The sequence below is a fragment of the Curtobacterium sp. MCJR17_020 genome, from assembly GCF_003234365.2.
Taxonomy (GTDB): Bacteria; Actinomycetota; Actinomycetes; order Actinomycetales; family Microbacteriaceae; genus Curtobacterium.
This window is the reverse complement of the sequence record NZ_CP126260.1, coordinates 1,669,830-1,694,007: the sequence shown is the minus strand read 5'-3', so window position 1 is coordinate 1,694,007 and position 24,178 is coordinate 1,669,830. Positions and strand designations below refer to the sequence as shown.

Annotated in this window: 20 protein-coding genes and 1 pseudogene; 2 read left to right on the top strand and 19 right to left on the bottom strand. The window is 71.0% G+C overall.

Translation table 11 applies throughout. The features are described 5' to 3' along the window. Position 1: 1 nt before the first annotated feature. From DEJ14_RS19515 to dusB, 6 genes and pseudogenes are all read right to left on the bottom strand, one after another. The gene (locus DEJ14_RS19515) at positions 2 to 688 is read right to left on the bottom strand and encodes an ABC transporter permease (RefSeq protein ID WP_502868829.1); all 687 of its coding nucleotides are present in this window, start codon (positions 686 to 688) and stop codon (positions 2 to 4) included. A gap of 114 nt (positions 689 to 802) precedes the next feature. Then, a pseudogene (locus DEJ14_RS19510) lies at positions 803 to 1,078 on the bottom strand (ABC transporter permease); the annotation flags it as partial. A gap of 117 nt (positions 1,079 to 1,195) precedes the next feature. Then, positions 1,196 to 2,827, bottom strand: a complete 1,632-nt coding sequence (locus tag DEJ14_RS08005) for an ABC transporter substrate-binding protein (protein ID WP_111085708.1) — start codon at positions 2,825 to 2,827, stop codon at positions 1,196 to 1,198. A gap of 825 nt (positions 2,828 to 3,652) precedes the next feature. Next, positions 3,653 to 5,566, bottom strand: a complete 1,914-nt coding sequence (gene dnaG, locus DEJ14_RS08000) for a DNA primase (protein WP_111085723.1) — start codon at positions 5,564 to 5,566, stop codon at positions 3,653 to 3,655. Positions 5,567 to 5,688: 122 nt separating this feature from the next. Further along, positions 5,689 to 7,023 carry a deoxyguanosinetriphosphate triphosphohydrolase gene (locus DEJ14_RS07995; protein WP_111085724.1) on the bottom strand — a complete coding sequence of 445 codons (1,335 nt, stop codon included), beginning with the start codon at positions 7,021 to 7,023 and terminating at the stop codon, positions 5,689 to 5,691. Continuing rightward, positions 7,020 to 8,174 (bottom strand): tRNA dihydrouridine synthase DusB, encoded by a 1,155-nt coding sequence (gene dusB / locus DEJ14_RS07990; RefSeq protein ID WP_111085725.1) that lies wholly within the window; start codon positions 8,172 to 8,174, stop codon positions 7,020 to 7,022. The genes DEJ14_RS07995 and dusB overlap by 4 nt, the downstream gene beginning before the upstream one ends. Positions 8,175 to 8,221: 47 nt before the next feature. On the opposite strand from dusB, the gene DEJ14_RS07985 reads away from it, so the two are divergent. Continuing rightward, entirely contained in the window at positions 8,222 to 8,707 is a 486-nt protein-coding gene (locus tag DEJ14_RS07985) for an aminoacyl-tRNA deacylase (protein ID WP_111085726.1), read from the top strand. 119 nt (positions 8,708 to 8,826) lie between these two features. Here the strand turns inward: DEJ14_RS07985 and DEJ14_RS07980 are convergent, their stop codons facing one another. The 4 genes from DEJ14_RS07980 to DEJ14_RS07965 form a co-directional block, all read right to left on the bottom strand. Beyond that, positions 8,827 to 9,036 (bottom strand): hypothetical protein, encoded by a 210-nt coding sequence (locus DEJ14_RS07980; protein ID WP_111085727.1) that lies wholly within the window; start codon positions 9,034 to 9,036, stop codon positions 8,827 to 8,829. Continuing rightward, entirely contained in the window at positions 9,033 to 9,767 is a 735-nt protein-coding gene (locus DEJ14_RS07975; protein ID WP_111085728.1) for a DsbA family oxidoreductase, read from the bottom strand. The genes DEJ14_RS07980 and DEJ14_RS07975 overlap by 4 nt, the downstream gene beginning before the upstream one ends. 125 nt (positions 9,768 to 9,892) lie before the next feature. Continuing rightward, entirely contained in the window at positions 9,893 to 11,278 is a 1,386-nt protein-coding gene (locus tag DEJ14_RS07970) for a glycine--tRNA ligase (RefSeq protein ID WP_111085729.1), read from the bottom strand. A gap of 107 nt (positions 11,279 to 11,385) precedes the next feature. Further along, positions 11,386 to 12,441, bottom strand: coding sequence for an aminotransferase class V-fold PLP-dependent enzyme (locus tag DEJ14_RS07965; RefSeq protein ID WP_111085730.1), 1,056 nt, complete (start codon positions 12,439 to 12,441; stop codon positions 11,386 to 11,388). 70 nt (positions 12,442 to 12,511) lie between these two features. Here DEJ14_RS07965 and DEJ14_RS07960 point away from each other — a divergent pair, with 70 nt between their 5' ends. Further along, positions 12,512 to 13,558, top strand: a complete 1,047-nt coding sequence (locus DEJ14_RS07960) for a LysR family transcriptional regulator (RefSeq protein ID WP_258373289.1) — start codon at positions 12,512 to 12,514, stop codon at positions 13,556 to 13,558. Positions 13,559 to 13,566: 8 nt separating this feature from the next. Here the strand turns inward: DEJ14_RS07960 and DEJ14_RS07955 are convergent, their stop codons facing one another. From DEJ14_RS07955 to DEJ14_RS07915, 9 genes are all read right to left on the bottom strand, one after another. Next, positions 13,567 to 14,364, bottom strand: a complete 798-nt coding sequence (locus DEJ14_RS07955) for an isoprenyl transferase (RefSeq protein ID WP_111085732.1) — start codon at positions 14,362 to 14,364, stop codon at positions 13,567 to 13,569. Continuing rightward, the gene (gene recO / locus DEJ14_RS07950; protein WP_111085733.1) at positions 14,361 to 15,209 is read right to left on the bottom strand and encodes a DNA repair protein RecO; all 849 of its coding nucleotides are present in this window, start codon (positions 15,207 to 15,209) and stop codon (positions 14,361 to 14,363) included. Before recO ends, DEJ14_RS07955 begins: the two co-directional genes overlap by 4 nt. A 265-nt stretch (positions 15,210 to 15,474) precedes the next feature. Beyond that, positions 15,475 to 17,250 (bottom strand): 2-isopropylmalate synthase, encoded by a 1,776-nt coding sequence (gene leuA / locus DEJ14_RS07945; protein WP_111085734.1) that lies wholly within the window; start codon positions 17,248 to 17,250, stop codon positions 15,475 to 15,477. A gap of 384 nt (positions 17,251 to 17,634) precedes the next feature. Continuing rightward, the gene (locus tag DEJ14_RS07940; RefSeq protein ID WP_111085735.1) at positions 17,635 to 19,035 is read right to left on the bottom strand and encodes an ABC transporter permease; all 1,401 of its coding nucleotides are present in this window, start codon (positions 19,033 to 19,035) and stop codon (positions 17,635 to 17,637) included. Beyond that, entirely contained in the window at positions 19,032 to 19,784 is a 753-nt protein-coding gene (locus DEJ14_RS07935) for an ABC transporter ATP-binding protein (RefSeq protein WP_111085736.1), read from the bottom strand. The genes DEJ14_RS07940 and DEJ14_RS07935 overlap by 4 nt, the downstream gene beginning before the upstream one ends. A 111-nt stretch (positions 19,785 to 19,895) precedes the next feature. Next, complete coding sequence (locus DEJ14_RS07930) at positions 19,896 to 20,585, bottom strand: response regulator (RefSeq protein WP_111085737.1); 690 nt, start codon at positions 20,583 to 20,585, stop codon at positions 19,896 to 19,898. Then, the gene (locus tag DEJ14_RS07925; RefSeq protein ID WP_258373290.1) at positions 20,582 to 21,856 is read right to left on the bottom strand and encodes a sensor histidine kinase; all 1,275 of its coding nucleotides are present in this window, start codon (positions 21,854 to 21,856) and stop codon (positions 20,582 to 20,584) included. The genes DEJ14_RS07930 and DEJ14_RS07925 overlap by 4 nt, the downstream gene beginning before the upstream one ends. A gap of 67 nt (positions 21,857 to 21,923) precedes the next feature. Further along, entirely contained in the window at positions 21,924 to 22,862 is a 939-nt protein-coding gene (gene era / locus DEJ14_RS07920) for a GTPase Era (RefSeq protein WP_111085738.1), read from the bottom strand. Continuing rightward, positions 22,859 to 24,178, bottom strand: coding sequence for a hemolysin family protein (locus tag DEJ14_RS07915; protein WP_111085739.1), 1,320 nt, complete (start codon positions 24,176 to 24,178; stop codon positions 22,859 to 22,861). The genes era and DEJ14_RS07915 overlap by 4 nt, the downstream gene beginning before the upstream one ends.

Genomic DNA, 24,178 nt, shown 5'->3' with positions numbered 1-24,178 from the left:
GTCAGAACCTCACTCTCGGGTCGATCAGGGCGGCGACGACGTCGACGATGAAGTTGGTCACCGCGACGATCACCGCCAGCATCGCGACGATGCCCTGGACCGCGACGAAGTCACGGGCCGACAGGTACTGGTTGAGCTCGAAGCCCAGGCCGCGCCACCCGAAGGTGGTCTCGGTCAGGACCGAACCGCCCAGCAGCATCGCGATCTGCAGGCCCATGACCGTGATGATCGGCACGAGGGCGGGGCGGAACGCGTGCGTCCGGACCAGCCGCGCCTCGCGGACACCGCGGGAGCGGGCCGCGTCGACGTACTCGGAGCCGAGCGACCCGATCATGTTCGCGCGCACCAGGCGCAGGAAGATGCCGGCGGTCAGCAGTCCGAGGGTCAGCGCCGGCAGGACGGCGTGCTGCAGCACGTCGCCGATGACCGCCGCGTTGCCGGTCCGCAGTGCGTCGATGATGTAGATGCCGCTCGCGCCGGGGATGCCGTCGAGGATGAGCTCCACCCGGGTCGATGCGCGGTCGCCGAGGGGCAGCCAGCCGAGCCACACCGAGAAGACGAGCTTGAGCAGCAGACCGCCGAAGAACACCGGGGTCGCGTACGTCAGGATCGCGAGGGCACGGAGCAGCACGTCGGGCCACTTGTCGCGCGTGTACGCGGCCAGCATGCCGAGCGGGATGCCGAGCACCAGCGCGACGATGAGGGCGTAGAAGACGAGCTCGGCGGTCGCGCCGCCGTACTGCAGGATGATCTCGGTGATCGGCCGGTTGTCGGTCGACGCGTTGCCGAAGTCACCGCGCAGGATGCCGCCGAGGTACTCGAAGTACTGGACGAGCACGGGTCGGTCGTACCCGGCGGCGTGCAGGCGTTCCTGCAGCTGCGTCGGGGTGAGTCGGCCGCCGACCGACGCGGTGATCGGGTTCCCGATGACGCGCATCAGGAAGAACACGAGCGTCACCAGGATGAAGACGGTCGGGATGATGAGGAGGAACCTGACGAGGACGTACCGGCCGAGTCCGCCGCCACTGCTCTTGGCACGACGTTGTGCCTGTGGCTTGGTCGGATCGGTGCCGTTCACGTCCTGGGTCGCCTCGGGGGTGCTCAGGGTCACGGGGAGGGGTGCCTTTCATGCCGGTGCGCAGGCACGCGGGCGTTCCTCGTGAGAACGCCCGCGGCCTGCGCGAGGGGCGTGGTGCTACTTGCTGAGGGTGGCGTACCGGAACTTGAACGAGGCGTCGAGGGTCAGGCCCTTGACGTCCTTGCCGGCGACGGCGACGGACTTGCCCTGCAGCAGGGGCAGCGTCGAGATCTGCGAAGCCTCGCGCTCCTGGGCCTGCTCGATCAGGTCGGCACGCTTGTCCGGGTCGGACTCCGCCTGCTCCTTCGCGATGAGGTCCTGGATGACCGAGTCGTCGTAGTGGTTCTGGACGAAGTTCTCCTTGGTGAAGAACGGCGACAGGTAGTTGTCGGCGTCGGAGAAGTCCGGGAACCAACCGAGCTGGTACTCCGGGTACGCGTCCTTCGTGCGCTCCTGGGCGTAGGTCGTGTAGACCGTCGACTGGATGTTGACGGTGAACAGCCCCGAGTCCTCGAGCTGCGTCTTCAGCAGCGCGTACTCGTCGTCCGACGCCGAACCGTAGTGGTCGGGCGCGTACTGGATGTCGAGCTGCACCTTGCCGGAGACACCGGCGTCGGCGAGGGTCTTCTTCGCCTTGTCGACGTCGGGGCCACCGTCGCCGTCGCCGTACATGTCCTTGAACGGCTGGACCGCACCGGTGAGGCCGTCCGGCACCATCGAGTACAGCGGCGTGAAGGTGTCGTTGTAGACCTCCTTCGCCAGGGCGGCGCGGTCGACCACGTCAGCGGCGGCCTGGCGCACGGCGAGGGCCTTCGCCTCGTCGGCGTCGTCCTGCCCGGTGCCGAACGGCTGCGTCTTGAAGTTGAAGACCACGTAGCGGATCTCGCCGCCGGGGCCGTCGGTGACCTTGAGCTTGTCGTCCTTGCGCAGGTCCGAGATGTCGGTCGGCGTCAGGGAGCGGTACGCAACGTCGACGTCGCCCTGCTGCACGGCGAGCTTGAGGTCGGTCTCCTTGGTGTAGTAGTTGGCCGTCACCTCGGAGGTCTTCGCCTTGCCGAGCAGGCCGTCGTACTTCGGGTTCGTCTTGTACTGGATCAGCTGGTTCTCCTTGTAGGAGCTGATCTGGTACTGCCCGGCGAACGCCTTGCCCTTGACGATGTCGTCGGCGCTGGTGAGCTTCGTCGCGCTGAAGACGTCCTCGTCGACGATCGGGCCGGCGGGGCTCGAGAGCACCTGCGGCCAGGTCTGGTCGGCGTGGTCGAGGTTGAACACCACGGTCGTGTCGTCCGGGGTGTCGATGCTCTTGAGGTTGGCGAGCAGCGACTGCGGGCCGTTCTCGTTGTTGATCTTGAGTTCACGGTCGAACGAGAACTTCACGTCGCTCGAGGTGAGCTTGTTGCCGTTCGCGAACTCGAGGCCGTCCTTGAGGGTGACCTCGTACGTGGTCGGGCTGGTGAACTCCGCCTTCGTGGCGATGTCCGGCTCGACGTCCGGGCTGCCCACGGGCGTGTTCATCAGGAACGGGAAGACCTGGTTCTGCACGGCGAAGGAGCCGTTGTCGTAGGAGCCGGCCGGGTCGAGGGACGTGATCTTGTCCGTCGTCCCGATGCTCAGGCCGTTCAGCTCGGTGTCGCTCACGCTGCTGCTCGCGCAGCCGGTCAGCACCAGCGCCGTCGCTGCTGCTCCGGCGCCGAGCGCGATGCCGCGCCTGCCCCACGTGCCTGTGTGCTTCTTGAACACGGATGCCATGTTCGATGCCTCTCTTGAAGATGGGTGCAAGTGTCCTGACCGGCGGGTGGAACGTCTGTGTGCCCGGCCAGGAACGCTCATTGGTATCACCCTGTCACGGAACAGATCGAACCGGGAGCGATTTGTTTACACCGCTGTAATGCAAGCACCCGCTACGTGATGCATCATTCGTGCGCAGCGGCCCGGCGCGCCGCACACGAATGTTGCGCCGTGCAACCGGCTCCCGACCCGCGTGCTGTGCCGCCCGCCTGCCGCGCTCCCAGGTCCCGCCAGGCCCCCGAGGTTCCGAAATCTCGGCATCTCGACGCTCGTGCGGCCGGTCATCGGAACCTCAGCGCAACGCACGCGGCATGTTGTGGAACCTCGGCAAGCCGACCGCAAGGCCCGCCCTCGCCCACCACGCCCGCCCGCCACGCCCCCCTCCCCCACCAGTCATGTCCCGCCGCCCCGGCCCGCCCCTCCCCAGGTTCCGAAATCTCGGCATTTCGACGCTCGTACAGCCCAGTATTGGCACCTCGGTGCAACGGACGCGGCGTGTTGTGGAACCTCGGCACGCGGACCGGGAGGCCCGGCACATCTCCGTCGCGACCGTCACCTCTGCGACGCGGTTGCGCCGCACGGCCCCAGTCACGTCGTGCAGCCGCGTCACCTCGGCACTCGTGCTCGCCGAGGTTCCACGAAGAGCCGATCGAGTGCGGCCAGATGTGCAGATTTCGGAACCTGGACGAACAGCAGGCGGCAGGTCGAGCAGGTCGAGCGAGTCAAGGGGGTCGAACTCGTCGAGCGGCCGGCACCCGGGCGGCCCGGCACTCGGGCGGCGAGGGGCTAGGACGCCTCGGCGTCGGCGCGGAGCCGCATGCGCTGCGCGTCGATGTCCACGAGCTGCCGCTGGATCTCGGCGCGCCGCTCGGCCTGCTCGTGCGGGTCCGCACGCTGCAGTTGTCCGAGCAACGAGGCCTTGCGGGCGAGCAGGTCGCGCTCGACCAGGGCGACGACGATGCTCCGGCAGTACGCGGCGAGGTCTTCGGCGTTGCGCGCGGGGATCGGTGCCAAGGCCAGCTCGTGCGTCAGGGTGCGCAACGGGGTCGGCACGTCGGCGAGCAACCGGTCGAGCCAGTCCCCCGCCCCGATCACGTCGACGTTGGCGACCACGGCGTCCCGCACGACGGCGAGCATCGGCGCCGAGAACGTGGCGGATGCGGCGAGCCCGAGCAGCGGCGCTCCGACCGAGGTCGGCTGCTGCACCATCGCCATGACGGCGTCGCGCTCCATGCGGCTGATCGGGTCGTTCGGCAGCGAGCGGATCCCGGCGACGGGCTCCTCGACCACACCAGCCCCGTCGGTGGCGTGACCGGCGCGACCGTCGCGCCCCGGGCCTCCTGACCGATCGTCCGTCGACCCCGCACGCCGACGCGCGGTCTCGACCGATCGACGGACCTCTGGCATGTCCATGCCGAGCCAGCCGGCGAGCTCGCGGACGTAGCCCTGGGTGAGCGAGCGGTCGCGGATGCCGGCGAGCACGGGCGCGGCGGCGCGGAGGGCGCTGACGCGGCCCTCGACCGTCTCGAGGTCGTGGCCCTCCAACGTGCGGCGGATCATGAACTCGAACATCGGGCGCTTGTTCGTGATCAGGCGGCGGATGGCGTCGTCGCCGCGGGCGAGCCGGAGGTCGCACGGGTCGAGGCCACCGGGCGCCACGGCGACGAAGGTCTGGGCGGCGAACCGCTGTTCCTCGGCGAAGGCGCGGGATGCGGCACGCTGTCCGGCCTCGTCCGGGTCGAAGGTGAAGACGACCTCACCGTTGGCGTTCGGGTCGGCGCCTGCCAGGTCGCCGAGCATCGGGCGCAGCACCTTGATGTGGTCGACGCCGAACGAGGTGCCGCACGTGGCGACCGCGGTGGTGATGCCGGCGACGTGGCAGGCCATGACGTCGGTGTAGCCCTCGACGATCACGACCTGCTTCTGCTTCGAGATGTCGCGGCGGGCCAGGTCGAGCCCGTAGAGCACCTGGCTCTTGTGGTAGATCGGGGTCTCGGGCGTGTTGAGGTACTTCGGCCCCTTGTCGTCCTCGAGCAGGCGACGGGCACCGAACCCGATCGTCGCCCCGGTGACGTCGCGGATCGGCCACATGAGGCGCCCGCGGAACCGGTCGTACGGCGATCGGTCGCCCTGGCTGACGAGCCCGGCCGAGGTGAGTTCCTCGAGCGTGAAGCCCCGACCGCGCAGGTGGTCCTTGAGCATGTCGTACGACTTCGGGGCGAAGCCGACACCGAAGTGCTGCGCCGACGAGGGGTCGAACCCGCGCTCCCCCAGGAACCGCCGTGCGGGGTCCGCCGCGGCGGTGGTGAGCTGCGCCGTGTAGAACTCGAGCGCGGCTTCGTTGGCCGCGATCAGCCGGGCGCGGGTGTTGTAGTCGGTGCGCGGCCCGTCGCCCTCTTCGTAGTGCAGGGTGAAGCCGATCTTCGCGGCCATGCGCTCGACGGCCTCGGCGAAGGTGGTGTGGTCCTGCGCCATGATGAAGCTGAACACGTCGCCGTCCTCACCGCAGCCGAAACAGTGGTACCGGCCGACCTGGGGCCGGACGTGGAACGACGGAGAGCGTTCGTCGTGGAAGGGGCAGAGCCCCTTCATCGAGCCGACGCCCGCGTTCTTCAGCGTGACGTAGTCGCCGACGACGTCGGCGATGTTGACACGCGAGCGGACCTCGTCGATGTCGTTCCGCGCGATCCTGCCAGCCACCCTCTGATCCTAGTTCGTGGGACCGACCTCGGCCGACCGCGGCCCCGAGATGTGGACGAGCCACCGAGCCGACCGCGGCCCCGAGACGTGGACGAGCCACCGAGGCCGACGGAGCACCCCGCTCACACCGGGATGTGGACCGCTTCCCGCTCACCGACGACCAACCGACGGTGCCAGGCGATCGCCCCTTGGTCCGTCAGGCTCGCGACCTGGTCGACCACGGCGCGGAGTCGCCCGTCGTCGTCGGACGCCGCACGCCAGTCGGCCGCGAAGCCGGGCTCGAGATCCGACGCACCTGACGCCGCCAGGGCGTCGAGCAGCTCCGTCAGGATCCGACGCTGGTCTTCGTACACGGGCTGCCGGTCGCCCTGCGTCATCACGAACGCCGCCACGATGCCCTTGAGGACCGCGATCTCGCCGATGATCTCCGGCGGTGTCACCACCGACGCCGCGAACCGGACCAGGGACCCGGAGGCGTAGGACTCGCGGGTCGCGGCCGTCGCCGTCCGCGCGAAGCGTCCGATCAGCTGCGAGGTCAGGTTCTTCAGGTGCGCTGCGTCGCGCCGGGACCCGTCGTACGAGGTCATCCAGAGCGGCAGGGCCCGGAGGCGGTCGAACGCCTCGAGCAGTTCCTCACGACTCAGGTCGTCACCCACCCACGCGTGCATCGCGGTGACGATGTCGTTCTCGCCGACCCGGTCGCCGAGCGCCGCGACGTCGATGAACCCGGCGACGACGGCGTCCTCGAAGTCGTGCACCGAGTACGCGATGTCGTCGGACAGGTCCATGACCTGCGCTTCGATGCACCGCTGCCGCCGGGGCGCCCCGGCGCGGAGCCACTCGAAGGCGTCGTGGTCGTCGTCGTAGAAGCCGAACTTGGTCCGACCCGATGACGACTCGGAGACACCTTGCGCGGCCGGCCACGGGTACTTGCAGCTGGCGTCGAGCGACGCGCGGGTCAGGTTCAGCCCGAAGGGACGCTCGACGCCAGCGCCAGCGCCAGCCCCCGCCCCCGCGCCAGCGGCGCCCGACCCCGGACGGAGTCCGTACACCTTCGGCTCGAGCCGGGTGAGCAGCCGCAGCGTCTGCGCGTTGCCCTCGAACCCGCCGATGCCGGCGGCCCAGGCGTTGACGGCGGTCTCACCGTTGTGGCCGAAGGGCGGGTGGCCGATGTCGTGCGCCAGACACGCGGTGTCCACCACGTCGGGGTCGAGGCCCAACGAGTCCGCGAGCTCGCGACCGACCTGCGCCACCTCGAGCGAGTGGGTCAGGCGGTTGCGGGCGAAGTCGAGCCCGGTCGTCGGGCTGAGCACCTGGGTCTTGGCGGCGAGGCGTCGCAGCGCGCTGGAGTGCAGCAGCCGTGCGCGGTCACGGGCGAAGTCCGATCGCCGGTTGCCGTGCTCCTCGGGGAGCCAGCGCTCGGCGTCGGCCGGGCCGTACGAGGCGGTGGCGCTCATCCGCCGCTGTGGTGCAGCTCGGCGGCGGCGAGGACCTTGCGGAACTCGCTGTCGACGTCGCGGGACTCGAGCCAGCGGTCGGGCAGGGCGGTGCGCTTGGGGTTGCCGGAGCGACCACGGGGGCCCTCGGCGCCGTCGCCCGGGTACGGTGCGTCGCGGTCGAGCTGGCCGAGCAGGTCGTCGATCTCCTGCAGGCTCGACGACAGCGCGAGACCGGACCGCACGTCGCTGCCGATCGGGTACCCCTTGAAGTACCAGGCCACGTGCTTGCGGGCGTCGCGGCAGCCGTGGTCTTCGGACCCGAAGAACTCGACGAGCAGTTCGGCGTGCCGGCGGAACCCGTCGGCGACCTCGCCCAGGGTCGGCATGTACCGCAGCCCTTCGCCGCGGAACGCCGCAGCCAGGTCGCCGAACAGCCACGGACGCCCGAGGCACCCGCGTCCGACGACGACGCCGTCGACGCCGGTCTCGTCGACCATCCGCAGGGCGTCGGCAGCCGACCAGATGTCCCCGTTGCCGAGGATCGGGATGTCGGTGACGGTCTCCTTCAGCGTCGCGATCGCCGACCAGTCGGCGTAACCGGAGTAGTGCTCGTTCGCCGTGCGGGCGTGCAGCGACACCGCGGCGACGCCGGCGTCCCGCGCGATGCGGGCGGCGTCGAGGTAGGTCAGGTGGTCCTCGTCGATGCCCTTGCGCATCTTCACGGTGACCGGCACGTTCCCTGCGGCGCGGACGGTCTTCGTGACGAGTTCGCGGAACAGCTCGAGCTTCCAGGGCAGGGCCGCCCCGCCGCCCTTGCGGGTGACCTTGGGCACCGGGCAGCCGAAGTTCAGGTCGATGTGGTCGGCACGGTCCTCGCCCACCAGGATCGAAGCGGCCTCGGCCACGGTGTTCGGCTCGACGCCGTACAGCTGGATCGACCGCGGGGTCTCGGACTCGTGGTGCTGGATGAGCTGCATCGACACGGGGGTGCGTTCGACCAGTGCGCGCGAGGTGATCATCTCGCAGACGTAGAGACCGGCGCCGTACTCGCGGCAGAGCCGGCGGTACGCCATGTTCGTGATGCCCGCCATGGGCGCGAGCACGACCGGCACGTCGACCTCGATCGGGCCGATGCGCAGAGGCCGTGCTGGGGCTTGTGTGATCGTCATACCTGTTCCATCCTCCCACGTCGGTGCTCGCCGGTAGCGTTCTCCCCATGACGATCGACGCCAGCACCCGGTTCGACACCGACGCAGCAGCCCGCGGCCTGACGGTCGAGGTCGTCGAACGCCCCGCCGCGGACTCCCTGCAGCAGGCTGCCGGACTGCTCGGCATCGACCCCGGCGACATCGTCAAGACGCTCGTCGTGAAGCGCCACGACGGCGGCTTCCTGCTCGCGCTCGTCCCGGGCGGACGGAGCATCGCGTGGAAGAAGCTCCGCACCGTCGTCGGGGTGAACAAGCTCTCGATGCCCGACGCGGCGACCGCGCTCCAGGCGTCGGGCTACGAACGCGGCACCATCACGCCCATCGGAGCGACCGGCGACCTGCCCGTCTACGCCGACGAACGCATCGTCGGTCGACGGGTCGCCCTCGGCGCGGGCCGGCACGGCGCGAGCGCCTTCGTCGACGCCGACGACCTCGTCGCCGCCTACGGCGCGACGGTCACCGACATCACCGACGAGGAACCGCAGCGCGACTGATCGATCCGGCGACCGACGGATCGCGCCCCCGTGCTGTCGTCGCGCCCCGCAGAGTCGGGGCGCGACGACAGCACGGGGGCGCGACGGCACCAGCGCGCGGCGCGCGACCGACGGAACCGTCAGTCCGGAACCTCGGTCCAGTCGCCCTCGGCACCGGCGAACGATCCGGCGTCGATCAGGCACGAATCGCCGTCGCAGACCGGCGCACCGCCGGGCGTGACCAGCGTGAGCAGGCCGGGGCGCGCCTCCAGACCGGAGATCGCATCCGGGACCGACGCGGCGGACGGGAGGCCCGCCCCACCCCCGACGGCGACCGTCGCGCCCGTCATCGGGTCGCCGCCACGTCGGCGCTCGCGTCGTCCGCAGCGCGCTCGGTCGCCGAGGCGACCTCGTCCGGAGTCGTCCCGCGCAGCGCGACGACCTGCGTCAACACCTGCTCGAACGCTGCCGGGTCCTGCGCACCGGAGACGCCGTACTTGCCGTCGATGACGAAGAAGGGGACGCCGTTGATGCCGAAGGCCTGCGCCTGGGCCTGGTCGGCGCGGACGGCTGCGAGCTGCGAGTCGTCACGGAGCGTCGCGAGGACCTCGTCGCGGTCGAGCCCGATCTCGGCGGCCAGGTCGGCCAGCGTCGCGTCGTCGCCGACGTGCTCGCCGCGCTCGAAGTAGGCGGTGAACAGGCGCTCGACCATGTCGAGCTGCTTGCCGTGCTGCTTGGCGAGGTGGATGACCTGGTGCGCCTTCACGGTGTTCGTGTGGTGCATGGCCTCGAAGTCGTAGTCCAGCCCGACCGAGGCCGCGATGCCGGTGACCTGGTCGAGCATCTGCTGCGCCTGCTCGACGGGCATGCCCTTGTGGTTCGACAGGAACTCGGCCTCGGTGCCTTCGAAGTCGACGGGGGTGTCCGGGCTGAGCTCGAAGGAGTGGTACTCGACCTCGACCGGGCGGCCGTCCGCCGAGGCGCCGAACGCGGCGACGCCGGCCTCGAACTTGCGCTTGCCGATGTAGCACCAGGGGCAGGCGATGTCCGACCAGACATCGACCTTCACGGAGTCGTTCATGCTGATCCCAACGCGGACGTTGCGCGCGCATTCCCGCCGAACCTGGTTCCGGACACCGCACCGTGGATCTTCGTGGTGCTGTGTCCGGAACCTGGTTCCGACGCGCCGCGACGCCCGCGAAACCCCTACGCGCCGAGCAGGCGCTGCGCCAGGTAGCCCTGCAGCTGGTCGAGGGCGACCCGCTCCTGCGCCATCGTGTCGCGCTCGCGCACCGTCACGGCCTTGTCCTCGAGCGTGTCGAAGTCGACCGTGATGCAGAACGGCGTACCGATCTCGTCGTGGCGACGGTAGCGACGGCCGATCGCACCGGCGTCGTCGAAGTCCACGTTCCAGTTCTTGCGCAGGTCGTCGGCCAGACCGCGCGCGACCGGCGAGAGCTGCTCGTTGCGCGACAGCGGCAGCACCGCGGCCTTGACGGGCGCCAGACGCGGGTCGAGCCGCAGCACGGTGCGCTTGTCGACGCCGCCCTTCGCGTTCGGTGCCTCGTCCTCGTGGTACGAGTCGAGCAGGAACGCCATGAGCGCACGGGTCAGGCCGAAGGACGGCTCGATGACGTACGGCACGTACTTCTCGTTGGCGGCCTGGTCGAAGAAGCGCAGGTCCTGGCCGGACGACTCGATGTGGTTGTTGAGGTCGAAGTCGGTGCGGTTCGCGACGCCCATGAGCTCGCCCCACTCCGATCCGGTGAACCCGAAGCGGTACTCGATGTCCGCGGTGGCGTCGGAGTAGTGCGCCCGCTCGCCGTCCGGCACGTCGAAGCGGCGCAGGTTCTCCGGGTCGATGCCGAGGTCGGTGTAGAACGCGACCGAGTCGGCGATCCACTGCTCGTAGTGCTCGCCCGCCTCGGCCGGCGGCACGAAGTACTCGATCTCCATCTGCTCGAACTCGCGGGTGCGGAAGATGAAGTTGCCGGGCGTGATCTCGTTGCGGAACGCCTTGCCGACCTGGCCGATGCCGAACGGGGGCTTCATGCGGCTGGTCGTGACGACCTGCGCGAAGTCGACGAAGATGCCCTGCGCGGTCTCGGGGCGCAGGAAGTTCAGGCCCTCTTCCGACTCGACCGGGCCGAGGTAGGTCTTGAGCATCCCGGAGAACTCACGGGGCTCGGTCCACTCACCGCGGGTGCCGCAGTTCGGGCAGGCGATCTCGGCCATGCGGCCCTCGGGGTCGCGGCCCTTCTTGGCGACGAACGCCTCGATCAGGTGGTCCTCGCGGAACCGGTGGTGGCAATGCAGGCACTCCACGAGCGGGTCGGTGAAGGTCGCGACGTGGCCGGAGGCCTCCCACACCTTGCGGGGCAGGATGACGGCGGAGTCGAGCCCGACCATGTCGCCGCGGCCGCGGACGAACCGCTGCCACCACTGACGCTTGATGTTCTCCTTGAGCTCCACACCGAGGGGCCCGTAGTCCCACGCGGAGCGGGAACCACCGTAGATCTCACCCGACTGGAAGACGAAGCCGCGGCGCTTGGCCAGGGCGATGACGCTGTCGAGACGGGAGGGCTGTGCCAAAGGGTGCTCCAGAGGTCGCCGAGCTGGATGCTCGGTGCGGAAACGGTCCGGGCAAGACTACCGGCGTTCGTGACCCGGGAGGCCCGCCCCGCGTCCGCCGTGCGCCCTCACGATCGCGACGCGGCGGGGGCGACCCCGACCAGCGCGTCCGCCACGTCGGTCACGTCGGTCACGTCGTTCCACAGGTGGAACGCGATCCGGAGTCGCCCGGCACGCCCCGACGCGGTGAGCCCGGCGGCGGTGAGGGCCCGGAGGGCCGACCCGTCGGCGTCCGCGAACGTCACGATCGCCTGCCCGTCGCCCTGCCGAGGCGACCCGAGGGCGTCGCACAGCCGATCTGCGAGACCGGTGGCGTGCCTCCAGACCGCCTGCTGGTCGAGCGCGACTGCGTGTTCGAGGGCGGCCAGGGCACCGGGCCACGCCTGCCAGGCCGGCGAGACGTCGAGGCGACGGGCGTCGTCGGCCAGGCGCATGTCGGGGCCGTAGCAGGACGACCACACGTCCGCGCCGGCGTACCAGCCGGCCTGGACCGGGCGGAGCCGACCGAGGGCGGTGTCGGAGAGTGTCATGAAGGCGACCCCCCGCGGTGCGCAGAGCCACTTGTAGGCGTGCGTGAGCGTCACGTCGAACAGTGCGGCGTCGACGGGCAGGACGCCAGCTGCCTGCGTGAGGTCGCAGAGGGTGAGGGCACCGACCCGCCGGGCCGCGGCGACGACCGGATGGGGGTCCGTGACCGCGCCCGTGGCGGACTGCACCGCGGACCACGCGACGAGCGCGGTGTCGGGCCCGACGGACGTGGCGAGCCGGTCGAGCGGGACGTGCCGGACGCGGACGCCACGGTGCGCCTGGGCGAGGAACGGGAAGACGACCGAGCTGAAGTCGCCGTCGGGGACGACTACCTCGGCTCCGTCCGGCAGGGCGTCGGCGACGACCGCGGCCATCACCGAGGTCTGCGAGCCGGTCGCCACGTGGGTCACCGGCACCCCGACGAGGGCGGCGAACAGCGCGCGGCCCTCCTCGACCAACGCCCCGTAGTGGGCCGGCGAGGTCTCGGCGCGGGACCATGCGTCGAGGTCAGCCCGCTGGGCGGCGAGCGTGGCCCGGGTCGGCAGACCGGCGGTGCACGCCGCGAGGTAGCCACGGCCAGCGGGGAAGGAGTCCATCCGGACAGCGTCCCGGCTCGTGCCCCATCACACCAGGCCGGGTTCGTTGTGCAGCCGATAACATCGCATGATGGACGAGATCGATCCCCAGCTGCTCCGGGTCCTGCGCGCCGTGGCCGACGGCGGGTCGATCACCCGCGCAGCCGCAGCGCTCGGGTCGAGCCAACCGGCAGTCAGCCAGTTGCTCGCCCGGGCCGAACGGCGACTCGGGCACACCCTGGTGCTGCGGTCCGGGCAGGACGGTCGCGGCGGTCGCGGTGCCACGCTGACGGACGCCGGTCGGGTGCTCGCGGACCACGCCCTGCACGTGCAGGCCGCGCTGACCGCCGCGCGCGAGGACCTCGACGCCGTCGGGGGCCTGACCCGCGGCCGAGTGCGCCTCGCCGGGTTCCCGAGCGCGTCCTCGGCCCTCGTGCCTGCCGTGCTCGCTCGGCTGGCGTCGACGGCTCCGGGGGTGACGACCTCGTACGTCGAGGTCGAACCGCCCGAGGCGCTCGACCTGCTGCGGAGCGGGGAGGTCGACGTCGCCCTGACCTTCACCTACGTCGGCGACGAGGTCGGGTCCACCCCGGACCCCGGGCTCGTCACCCGGGCACTCGGGCGGGATCCGCTCGCGCTGGTGACGCCGTCCGGAGGCTCGCTCGGCGTCCGCACCGTGGGCTCCGGCGCCGTGGGCTCCGGCGCCGTGGGCTCCGGTGCCGTGGGCTCCGCTGCCGTGGGCTCCGCTGCCGTGGGCTCTGGCGCCGTGGGCTCTGCCGTGGACCTCGCGTCGCACCGCGATGCCCGGTGGATCGGCGGCTGCCCGCGCTGCCGTGGTCACCTGCTCGCCTCGTGTGCGACGGCCGGGTTCACCCCGGACATCGTGCTCGAGACCGACAACGCGGCTGCGGTGGTGGGGCTCGTCGCCGCCGGACTCGGCGTGGCCCTGCTCCCTCGGCTGGCGCTCGCGACGACGGTCATCCCCGCCGAGGTCCGGATCGACCCCGTGGACGACGACCTGGCCCGGCGGGTCGAGGTCGTCATCGCCCGAGGGGCCGAGCGCGTCCCGAGCGTCCATGCGGCCCTGGACGCAGTGCGGTCGGCGGCGCACCTGCTCGACGGGCCGCTCCCCAGCTGACGGTCCCGCTACGCCGTCGGGGCGTCGACCGCACCGCCGTAGCGACGGTCGCGGCGTGCGTACTCCTCGATCGCGCCCCACAGGTCGGTGCGCCGGAAGTCCGGCCACAGGCGGTCCAGGAACACCATCTCGGCGTACGCCGACTGCCACAGCAGGAAGTTGCTCGTGCGCTGCTCCCCCGAACTCCGCAGGAACAGGTCGACGTCGGGCATCTCGGGCACGTAGAGCCGCTTCGCCAGGGCCTTCTCGGTGACCTGGATCGGCTTGAGGCGTCCGGCGGCGACCTCTTCGGCCATCCCCCGCACGGCGTCGACGATCTCGTTCCGGCCGCCGTAGTTGACGCACATCGTCAGGGTGAGCACGTCGTTGCCCGCGGTCATCTGCTCGGCACGGTCGAGCTCGTCGATGACGCTCCGCCACAGCCGGGGGCGACGTCCGGCCCACCGCACCTTGACGCCCCACTCGTTCAGCTGGTCGCGCCGGCGCCGGATGACGTCGCGGTTGAAGCCCATCAGAAAGCGGACCTCTTCCGGCGACCGCTTCCAGTTCTCGGTCGAGAACGCGTACGCCGAGATGTGCTTGACGCCGATCTGGATCCCGCCGGCGACGACGTCGAGCAGCGAGGCCTCGCCCGCCTTGTGCCCCTCGATCCGGGTGAGCCCGCGCCCGTTGGCCCAGCGGCCGTTGCCGTCCATCACGATCGCGACGTGGTCCGGCACGAACCGGGCCGGGACCGCCGGCGGCGTCTCACCGGTCCAGTCGATCGGGCGGAACGGCTCGGCGTCGTCGGGGCGGCGGGGGCTCATGCGGTGGGGGTTCCTTCGACAGCGGGATCGGGTTCGGGGAGTGCGGGTGCCGGGGTGGAGGCCACCGCGCGTGCCGTCGCCTCGGGTCCGTCGTGGGTCAGCGGCACGGGCAGCGGATGCTCCGAGCGGTCGACGTGCGGCAGGGACCGGAGTGATCGTTCCAGGTGCCACTGAGCGTAGGCAGCGACCACGCCGGAGGCCCGCGACCGCGTCCGTTCGTCGGTGGCGTCGACGCTCACCCAGTCGCCGGCGAGCAGCGAACCGAGCACGCCGAGGGTCGCCGGGTCGAGCCGCGGCGTGCCGGGGGGCGCAGCCCGGTCGGCGACGACCCCGCCGAGCTGCACCACGAAGGCGGAGTGCGGCCCGGGCTCGCCCGTCACGGCACAGTCGCTGAACGACGGCGCCCACCCCGCGATGCTCATCGCACGGAGCAGGTAGGAGTCGAGCGTGGCGCTGGAGTGGTGCTCACCGCGCGACAGCGACCGCAGCGCGCCGACGAGCAACAGGTACTGCTGCAGCCCGGCGTCGGCCTCGCTCAGGCGGTCGGCGGTCTCGACCATGGCGCTGGCCGCCGTGTACGCGCCGTAGTCGGCGACGATCTGCGCCCCGTAGGCCCCGAGCGACTCGGCCTGCGTGACGATGTCGAGCGAGCGGCCCTCGTAGAACTGGGCGTCGACGACCATGAACGGCTCGAGCCGGCTGCCGAACTTCGACGCCGTCCGCCGCACACCCTTGGCGACCGCACGGATCTTGCCGTGCTGCCGGCTGAGCATGGTGACGATGCGGTCGGCTTCCCCGAGCTTGTGGGTGCGCAACACGACGCACTCGTCCCGGTACAGCGGCATGCCCCCAGTATCCCCCGCCCCGCCGACAGCGCGCGCTGCGCGCGCGCAGGTGTACCGAGCGGAATCGGGCGTACCTGGTCGGAAGAAAGCACCAGGTACGCCCGATTCGACCTGCCATCGCGCGTGACGGGGGAAAGACCGGGCGCAGACGGGAGGCGCGGTGCGAGTCCAGCCCGCACCTGGGCCCACGCCGGCCGGGACCTGGTCGACGCGCCAGCGGCGATCAGGCGGTGCCCGGTGGGGAGCCTCCCGGTCTGGTCGTGTCTCAGGCCGAGACGAGCTCCGGCGAGTCGGCGCCGGCCGCGGCCCCCGCGCGCACCGCGCGGTTCACCGCGGACACGATCGCCTTGAGCGACGCCGTGGAGATGTCCGCGTCGATGCCGACGCCCCACAGGCGCACGCCGTCGACGTCGAGCTCGACGTAGGACGCCGCCTTGGCATCACCGGAGGCGCTCATCGTGTGCTCCGAGTAGTCGTACAGCGTGACCTGGACGCCCTGCTCGGCGAGGACCCTGAGGAACGCGTCGATCGGACCGGTGCCCACGGCGTCGGCGGTGACGGAGCCCTCGTCGACGCGGAGTGCGACCGACAGCGAGGTCGTGCCGTCGAAGTCGCTCGATGTCGCGGTCTTGGTGAGCTCGTACCGGCCCCACTTGTCGTCGTCGGTCGAGGCGGGCAGGTACTCGTCCTGGAACACGTCCCAGATGCGCTGCGACGAGAACTCGCCGCCCTCGGTGTCGGTGTGCCGCTGCACGACGCCGGAGAACTCGATCTGCAGCTTGCGGGGCAGGTCGAGGGCGTGGTCGGTCTTGAGCAGGTACGCGACGCCGCCCTTGCCGGACTGCGAGTTCACGCGGATGACGGCTTCGTACGAGCGGCCGATGTCCTTCGGGTCGACGGGCAGGTACGGCACCGCCCACTCGATCTCGTCGATGTCCTTGCCCGCGGCGGCGGCCTTGGCCTTCATCGCCTCGAAGCCCTTGTTGATGGCGTCCTGGTGCGAACCGCTGAACGCCGTGTAGACGAGGTCGCCCGCCCACGGCTGACGCTCCGGCACCGGCAACTGGTTGCAGTACTCGACGGTGCGCTTCACCTGGTCGATGTCCGCGAACGAGATCTCCGGGTCGATGCCCTGCGTGAACAGGTTCATGCCCAGCGCGACGAGGTCGACGTTGCCGGTGCGCTCACCGTTGCCGAAGAGGCAGCCCTCGATGCGGTCCGCGCCGGCCATGTACCCCAGCTCGGCGGCGGCCACGGCGGTGCCGCGGTCGTTGTGCGGGTGCAGCGACAGGATGACGTCTTCGCGGTGCGCGAGGTTGCGCGACATCCACTCGATCGAGTCGGCGTAGACGTTCGGCGTCGCCATCTCGACGGTGGCCGGCAGGTTGATGATGACCTTGCGGTCGGGGGTGGGCTCGAAGACCTCGAGCACGGCGTTGCAGATCTGCAGCGCGACCTCGAGCTCGGTGCCCGTGTAGGACTCCGGCGAGTACTCGTAGTAGACCGTCGTGTCGTGCTGCAGCGTCGCCTCGGCCGCCTTGCACAGCTTCGCGCCGGCCACCGCGATGTCGACGACACCCTGCACGTCGGTGCGGAAGACGACCTCTCGCTGCACGATCGACGTCGAGTTGTACAGGTGGACGATGGCCTGCTTCGCGCCGTCGATCGCCTCGTACGTGCGCTGGATGAGGTGCTCGCGCGCCTGGGTCAGCACCTGGATGGTGACGTCGTCGGGGATCGCGCCCTCGTCGATCAGGCTGCGGACGAAGTCGAAGTCGGTCTGCGAGGCGCTCGGGAACCCGACCTCGATCTCCTTGTACCCCATGCCGACCAGCAGGTCGAACATGGCGCGCTTGCGCTCGGCGTCCATCGGGTCGATGAGGGCCTGGTTGCCGTCACGCAGGTCGACCGCGCACCAGCGCGGGGCCCGCTCGATGCGCTTCGTCGGCCAGGTGCGATCGGGCAGTTCGACCGAGATCTGTTCGTGGAAGGGGACGTACTTGTGGATCGGCATCCCGGAGGGCTGCTGCGTGTTCTGCATCGTTCGTCGCTTTCGTGTGCTCTGGGTGAGGGCGGCCACGACGGACTCCGCGACGAGGTGGGCCGGTGTGTCAGGCCTCGTCGCGGCAGCGAAGGAGGAGGAGTGCCGAGTACATCGAGTCCACGGTAGCACCGGCGGGCTGCTGTGTGACAAGCGCGTCGGTGGTCGGCGCCCGAGTGGTCACGACATGCCGCCGGTCGGTCACCGAGGTTCCACGAAGCGTCGCCAGCGCCGCCGAGAGCTGCGGATCGTGGAACCTCGGCGAAGGCGAGCGGCGTGGCGGGCGCCGGCGCGGCAGTGGACGCACGGAACGGCGGACGGGAGGCACGGTGCCAGCTGGCACCGTGCCTCCCGTCCGCCGTGTGGTGCGACCAGAGCGCCGCGTCAGTCGACCGCGAGCGCCTCGGTCGGGGGCACGCGCATCGCGCGCCGCACCGGCGCGATGGTCGCGACGACCGCGAGCACGAGCGCCCCGACGACCACGATCCCGATGGTGAGCGGCGGCAGCACGGGCGTGACCGGGGTGCCGAGCGACCCGAGCAGCGTCTGCCCGCCGACCCAGCCGTAGAAGGTGCCGAGCACGAGCCCCGAGGCGACGGCCGCGACGACCATCTGGACGGCCTCGGTCACGATCATCCGGCGCACCTGCGCCCCGGTGAGACCGAGCACCCGCAGCAGCCCGAGTTCGCGTCGGCGCTGCAGGACCCCGAGTGCCAGTGCGTTGACGACCCCGACGGCGGCGATCACGGCCGAGAACCCGACGATGACGCTGACGACGGCGTTCAGCTGCACGAAGAAGTCGCGCTGCGCCTGCACCATCTCGGTCGTCGTCTGGCCCTGCCCCATGCCCTCGAGCTGGGCCTCGAGCACGTGCTGCATGATCCCCAGTGCGACGGCGAAGGTGACGAGCAGGGTGACGCCGATGACGAGCCCGATCGTCGCCCGCGAGGACCGGCCCGGTGCACGCATGGCGTTGCGGCCGGCGAGCAGGACGACGGGGTCGTGCGAGCCGATCCGGCCGATGAGCTGCAGCACCGGCGGCATCACGATGGTCGCTCCGACGGCGACGCCGGCGAACGACACGAACCCGCCGAGGGCAGCCGGCAGCACCGCGATCGGCGAGCTCGCGCTGACCGCGAGCCCGATGAGCATGAGCGCCGCGCCGCCGGCCATGAGCACGATGGCCCAGACCTTGCGGGCGGTGCCGGAGCGGACGTCGTCGTGGCTCGGTTCGACGCTCGAGGACAGCGCCTCGAGCGGAGTGACGGTCAGCACCCGGCGGGAGCCCGCGGCGAAGGCCCCCCAGGTCGCCAGGACCACGGCCACGACGGGCAGCACGAGCTCCCACGGCAGGAGCGTGTAGTCGGTGTCGGGCAGGAACCCGTTGCCGCGCAGGACGACCACGAACACCGCGGACAGCCCGGTGCCCACGACGGCCCCGATCAGTCCGCCGAGCACCCCGACGACCAGTCCGGTCCGGGTGATCCGGGCCCGGAGCGTGGCGCCGGTGGCACCGACGAGTCGCTGCAGCGCGATGATGCGGGTCTGCCCGGCGATGAGGGTCGCGCAGGTGTTGGCGGTGACGATCGCGCCGACGTACAGCGCGATGCCGAGGAACAGCCACCCGACGACGGACAGGATCGCCCTGACCGGCCCGAGGTCGGCGAGCCCGGCGGCGCCGAGCGCCTCGGTCACGATGCCCGGGGCGATGACGAGTGCTGAGCCGAACGTGGTGCCGAGCGCCGCGACCAGCACGGTGGGGGCGAAGGAACGGACGCCGTTCACGCTGCCGCCTCCATCCCCAGCATCGTGGTGGAGATCGCGCCGGCGTCCATCGCCGGGCGGTCGGCGACGACCCGGCCGTCGGCGAGGAACAGGATCCGGTCGGCGTTGGCGGCGGCGACGGGGTCGTGCGTCACCATGACGACGCTCTGGCCCCACTCCTGCACGGCCCCGCGCAGGATCGCGAGCACGTCACGGCCGGTGCGCGAGTCGAGGGCACCGGTCGGCTCGTCGGCGACCACGACTGCGGGCCGCGAGGCGAGCGCCCGGGCGATGGCGACGCGCTGCTGCTGCCCGCCCGACAGCTGGTGCGGCCGGTGCGACAGCCGGTTGCCGAGTCCGAGCTGGTCGACCAGGCGGTCGATCCACGCGCTCTCGTCCTTCGACGGCTTGTGCCCGCCGAGCAGGAACGGCAGCCGGATGTTCTCGCTGACGTCGAGCGTCGGCACCAGGTTGAACGACTGGAACACGAACCCGAGCCGGCGGCGCCGGAGCTCGGTCAGGTCCTTGTCGCCGAGCCCCGTGATGTCGACCCCGTCGATCTCGATGCGGCCCGCGGACACCGCGTCGAGGCCCGCGGCGACGTGCATGAGGGTCGACTTGCCGGACCCGGACGGCCCCATCACGGCGGTGAACTCCCCCGCGCCGATGTCGACGCTGACGTCGTCGAGTGCCGTCACCCGGCGCGCGGCGTCGCCGTAGTGCTTGGACACGTGGTCGAGTCGGATGATCGGAGCGTGGCTGGTGGTCATGCACCAACCATGACGGCCGGGAGGCCCGCCCCGCGTCCGTCGGGCGGCTCCTGTGGATGAGCCGCTCGGCTCGACTTCCTGTGGACGGGTCATCCGATCGGATGACGTCCCTCAGTCGGCCTTGCTCACCAGCCCGTGCTCGTGCGCGAACACGACGAGGCGCACGCGGTCGCGGAGTCCGAGCTTCGTCAGGACCCGCGAGATGTGGGTCTTCACGGTCGCCTCGCTGACGTACTCGTGCTGCGCGATCTCGCTGTTGCTGAAGCCGCGGGCCGCCAGGTCGAAGATCTCGCGCTCGCGCGGGGTGAGGTCGTCGAACGTCGCCGGTACGGTCGCGGCCTGCTCGACGGAGTCGTCGTAGCGCCGCAGGAGCTCCCGCGTCGCCGAGGCCGCGAAGACCGCGGTGCCGGCGTGCACGGTCCGCACGGCGGCGAGCAGGAACTCGGGGTCGGCGTCCTTCAGCACGAAGCCGCTCGCCCCGGCTCGGATGGCCTTCGCCGCGGCCTCGTCGAAGTCGAACGTGGTGAGCACGAGCACCTTCGCGCCGTCGGTGCCGGCCTGCTCGACGATGTGCGCGGTCGCCGTGATGCCGTCCATCACGGGCATCCGGACGTCCATGAGCACGACGTCCGGTCGGGTGCGCCGGACGAGTTCGACGCCCTCGGCACCGTCGCCCGCCTCGCCCACGAAGTGCAGATCGGGCTGGGAGCCGATGAGCATCCGGATGCCGGTGCGGAAGAGTGCCTGGTCGTCGACGAGGGCGACGCGGATCCGGCCGTCGGCCGGCGGGGTGGTGGTCATCGGGCGGTGCGCTCCTGCTCGGTCGGACTGGCGGTCGGGGCGGGGGTCGACTCGGCGGTCGGGCTGATGCGTCCGCGGGGCATCTGCCCGCTGGCGGGGACGGCGGGCATGCGGACGGCGACCTCGAAGTCGGGGCCGCGGACCCCGGCGGTCATCGTGCCGCCGGTCATGGTGGCACGCTCGCGCATGCCGACCAGGCCGTGCCCGGTGCCGGGACCCCGGGTGCCGTCGTCGGCGCGGCGGTTCACCACCGCGATCTCGACGGTGTCCGGGCGGTAGGTCAGTGATGCGTGGACCGGGGTGCCGGGCTCACCGTGCTTGTAGGCGTTCGTCAGGCTCTCCTGCACGATCCGGTACACCGCGAGCTGCGTCGTGGTGGGGAGGCCGGTCGGATCGCCCTCGCGCTCGACCCGGACGTCGAGGCCGACCTGGCGCATCTCGCCGACGAGCCGGTCGATGTCGTCGATCTCCGGCGTCGGGACGGTCCCCTGCTCGTGCCGCAGCGCACCGAGGAGCTCGCGGACGTCGCCGAGGGCCCGGCGTGCGGTGGTCGAGATGGTGCCGAGGGCCTGGTCGGCGACGGCGGGGTCCGCCTTCAGCGCGTAGCGGGCTCCGTCCGCCTGGGCGATGACGACCGCGAGCGAGTGCGCGACGATGTCGTGCATGTCGCGGGCGATGCGCACGCGTTCCTGTTCGACCGCGACCGCTCGGTCGGCACGGGCGGCGTCGCGTTCGGCGAGCAGCTGGGCCTCCCGGCTCATGCTCGCCGACCGCCGGGTGCGGACCACGAGTCCGGCCAACCACGGCAGCAGCAGCAGGAGCAGGACGACGGCGAAGTACGAGACCGTGACCTGCACCGACTCCTGGAACGGCGTCGACGCGGTCTCGATCGTCAACCGGTTCCGGTAGTCGTCGACGCCGATGTAGAGCGCCGCGGTGACGGACCCGACGATGGCCGAGACGAGCCCGGCCAGCCGCACCCGCCGACTGCCGTAGGCGCTCGTCGTGTAGAGCACCGCGGCGATGAAGGCGTTCGACAGGTCGGGCATCTGGCCTGTGACCATCTCGAAGACCGCGAACACCCAGGCGACGGCCAGTGCGAGGCCGGGCGACAGCCGTCGGAGCGCGAGGGCAGCGGTCATGCCGACGACCGTGACGACCGCGAGCGGGGAGTCCATGCCCCGCGCCGAGGTGATCAGCACGAGCGAGCCGAGCACCACGGCGATGACGACGTCGGTGATGACCTGCGCGCGCAGCATGGGACGGAACACGCGTCCACGGTACGGCGCTCGGCTCACGGGCGCGTCCCTCGTGTGGATGACTCCTGCCGCCGGACGCTCAGAAGCCGAGGCGTCCGAGCTGCTTGGGGTCACGCTGCCACTCCTTGGCGACCTTCACACGGATGTTGAGGTACACGTGCCGACCGCCGAGCAGCGACTCGATCTCGACGCGGGCACGGGAGCCGACGTCCTTCAGGCGCTCGCCCTTGTGGCCGATGACGATCGCCTTCTGGCTGTCGCGCTCGACGAACAGGTTCGCGAAGATGCGCAGGGGTCCGTCGGCGTCGTCGTCCTCGTCCGGCTCGACGATGTCCTCGATCACGACGGCGAGCGAGTGCGGCAGTTCGTCGCGGACGCCCTCGAGCGCGGCTTCGCGGATGAGTTCGCTGATGCGCTCCTCGTCGGTCTCCTCGGTCACGGCCGACGAGTCGTACAGCTGGGGCGACTCCGGCAGCAACGAGGTGATCTCGCCGAGGAGGTCCTCGAGCTGCAGCCCCTTCGTGCCGGACGTCGGGATGATCGAGTCCCAGTCGCGGAGCCGGGAGACGGCCAGCAGCTGCTCGCCCACCTTGTCCTTCGAGGTGCGGTCGATCTTCGTGACGATCGCGACCTTCCTGGCCCGCGGGTACTGGTCGAGGGTGTCGTTGATGAAGCGGTCGCCCGGGCCGATCGGCTCGTTGGCGGGGACGCAGAACCCGATCACGTCGACGTCACCGAGGGTGGACTGCACCAGGTCGTTGAGCCGCTCACCGAGCAGGGTGCGGGGACGGTGCACACCCGGGGTGTCGACGATGATGACCTGGCCGTCGGGCCGGTGCACGATGCCGCGGATCGCGCGACGGGTGGTCTGTGGCTTCGACGAGGTGATCGCGACCTTCTGGCCCACGAGCGCGTTCGTCAGCGTGGACTTGCCCACGTTCGGACGCCCGACGAACGAGACGAAGCCCGCGCGGTAGGGCGTGCCCGAGGCGGTCGGGGTGGAGTCGGAGTCGGTCATGCGTGCGGGGTTCCCGTCGTGGTGGTGGTGTCGTCGAAGGCGTCCTCGACACCCGCGAGGGCGTCGGTGCGTTCGGCGAGCACGGTGATGAGGTGGCGGCGTTTGCCCTCGACCCGGTCGGCCGTCAAGACGACGCCGGACACCGTGACGGTGTCGCCGGAGATCGCCAGGTGGCCGAGCTCCTTGGTGAGCAGGCCGCCGGCGGTGTCGACGTCGTCGTCGTCGAGCTCGATGCCGAACAGGTCGCCGAGCTCGTCGACGGGCAGTCGGGCCGAGATGCGCCAGAGGCCGGGCTCGACCTCGACCCGGTCGACCACGGCGCGGTCGTACTCGTCGGAGATGTCCCCGACGAGCTCTTCGATGAGGTCCTCCATCGTGACGAGACCGGCGACGCCGCCGTACTCGTCGACGACCAGGACCAGGTGGTTCTTCGCGACCTGCATGTGCCGCAGGGTGTCGTCGGCGGCCTTCGACTCCGGCACGAACTCGGCCGGGCGCAGCAGCCGGGTGACCCGCTCGCTGCCGGACCCCGGACGCTCGTACAGCGCCCGCGAAACGTCACGCAGGTACAGGACGCCGAGGACGTCGTCGCTGTCCTTGCCGGTGACGGGCATGCGGGACACCCCGGCGGCCAGGAACTGCTCCATGCCCGCGGCGAGCGTGTCCGAGCCGTCGACGGTGAGCATGTCGGTGCGCGGCACCATGACCTCGCGCACGAGGGTGTCGCTGAACTCGAAGACCGAGTGGATGAGCTCGCGGTCCTCGTCCTCGAGCACGTTGCTCTCGGTGGCCTCGTCGACGAGGGACAGCAGTTGTTCCTCGCTCGACACCGTCGAGGCGCTGCGGCCGCGGCCCGGGGTGACGCGGTCTCCGATCCGGACGAGCAGACCGGCGAGCGGACCGAGCACGATCCGGACGGCACGGACCAGGCCGCCGGTGGACGCCAGCAGCCGTTCGGCGTGCGCCCGTCCGACGCTGCGCGGACTCGACCCGACGAGCACGAACGACACGGCTGTCATGATCGCGGCGGAGACGATGAGCGCCACCCACCAGCTGTCGAACGCCCGCACCAGGGCGATCGTGACGAGCACGGCTGCGGCGGTCTCGGCGAGCACGCGGAAGAAGTTCAGGGCGTTGACGTGCGCGCCGACGTCGTCCGCGATCGCCTCGAGCGCACGACGACGCTTGTTGCCGCGGGCGATCTCGTCGAGGTCGGCACGGGACACCACGGAGAGTGCGGCGTCGCTCGCGGCGAGGAGCCCGCCGAGCACGACGAGCCCGAGCGCGACCGCGAGCAGACCGACGACGACGAGCAT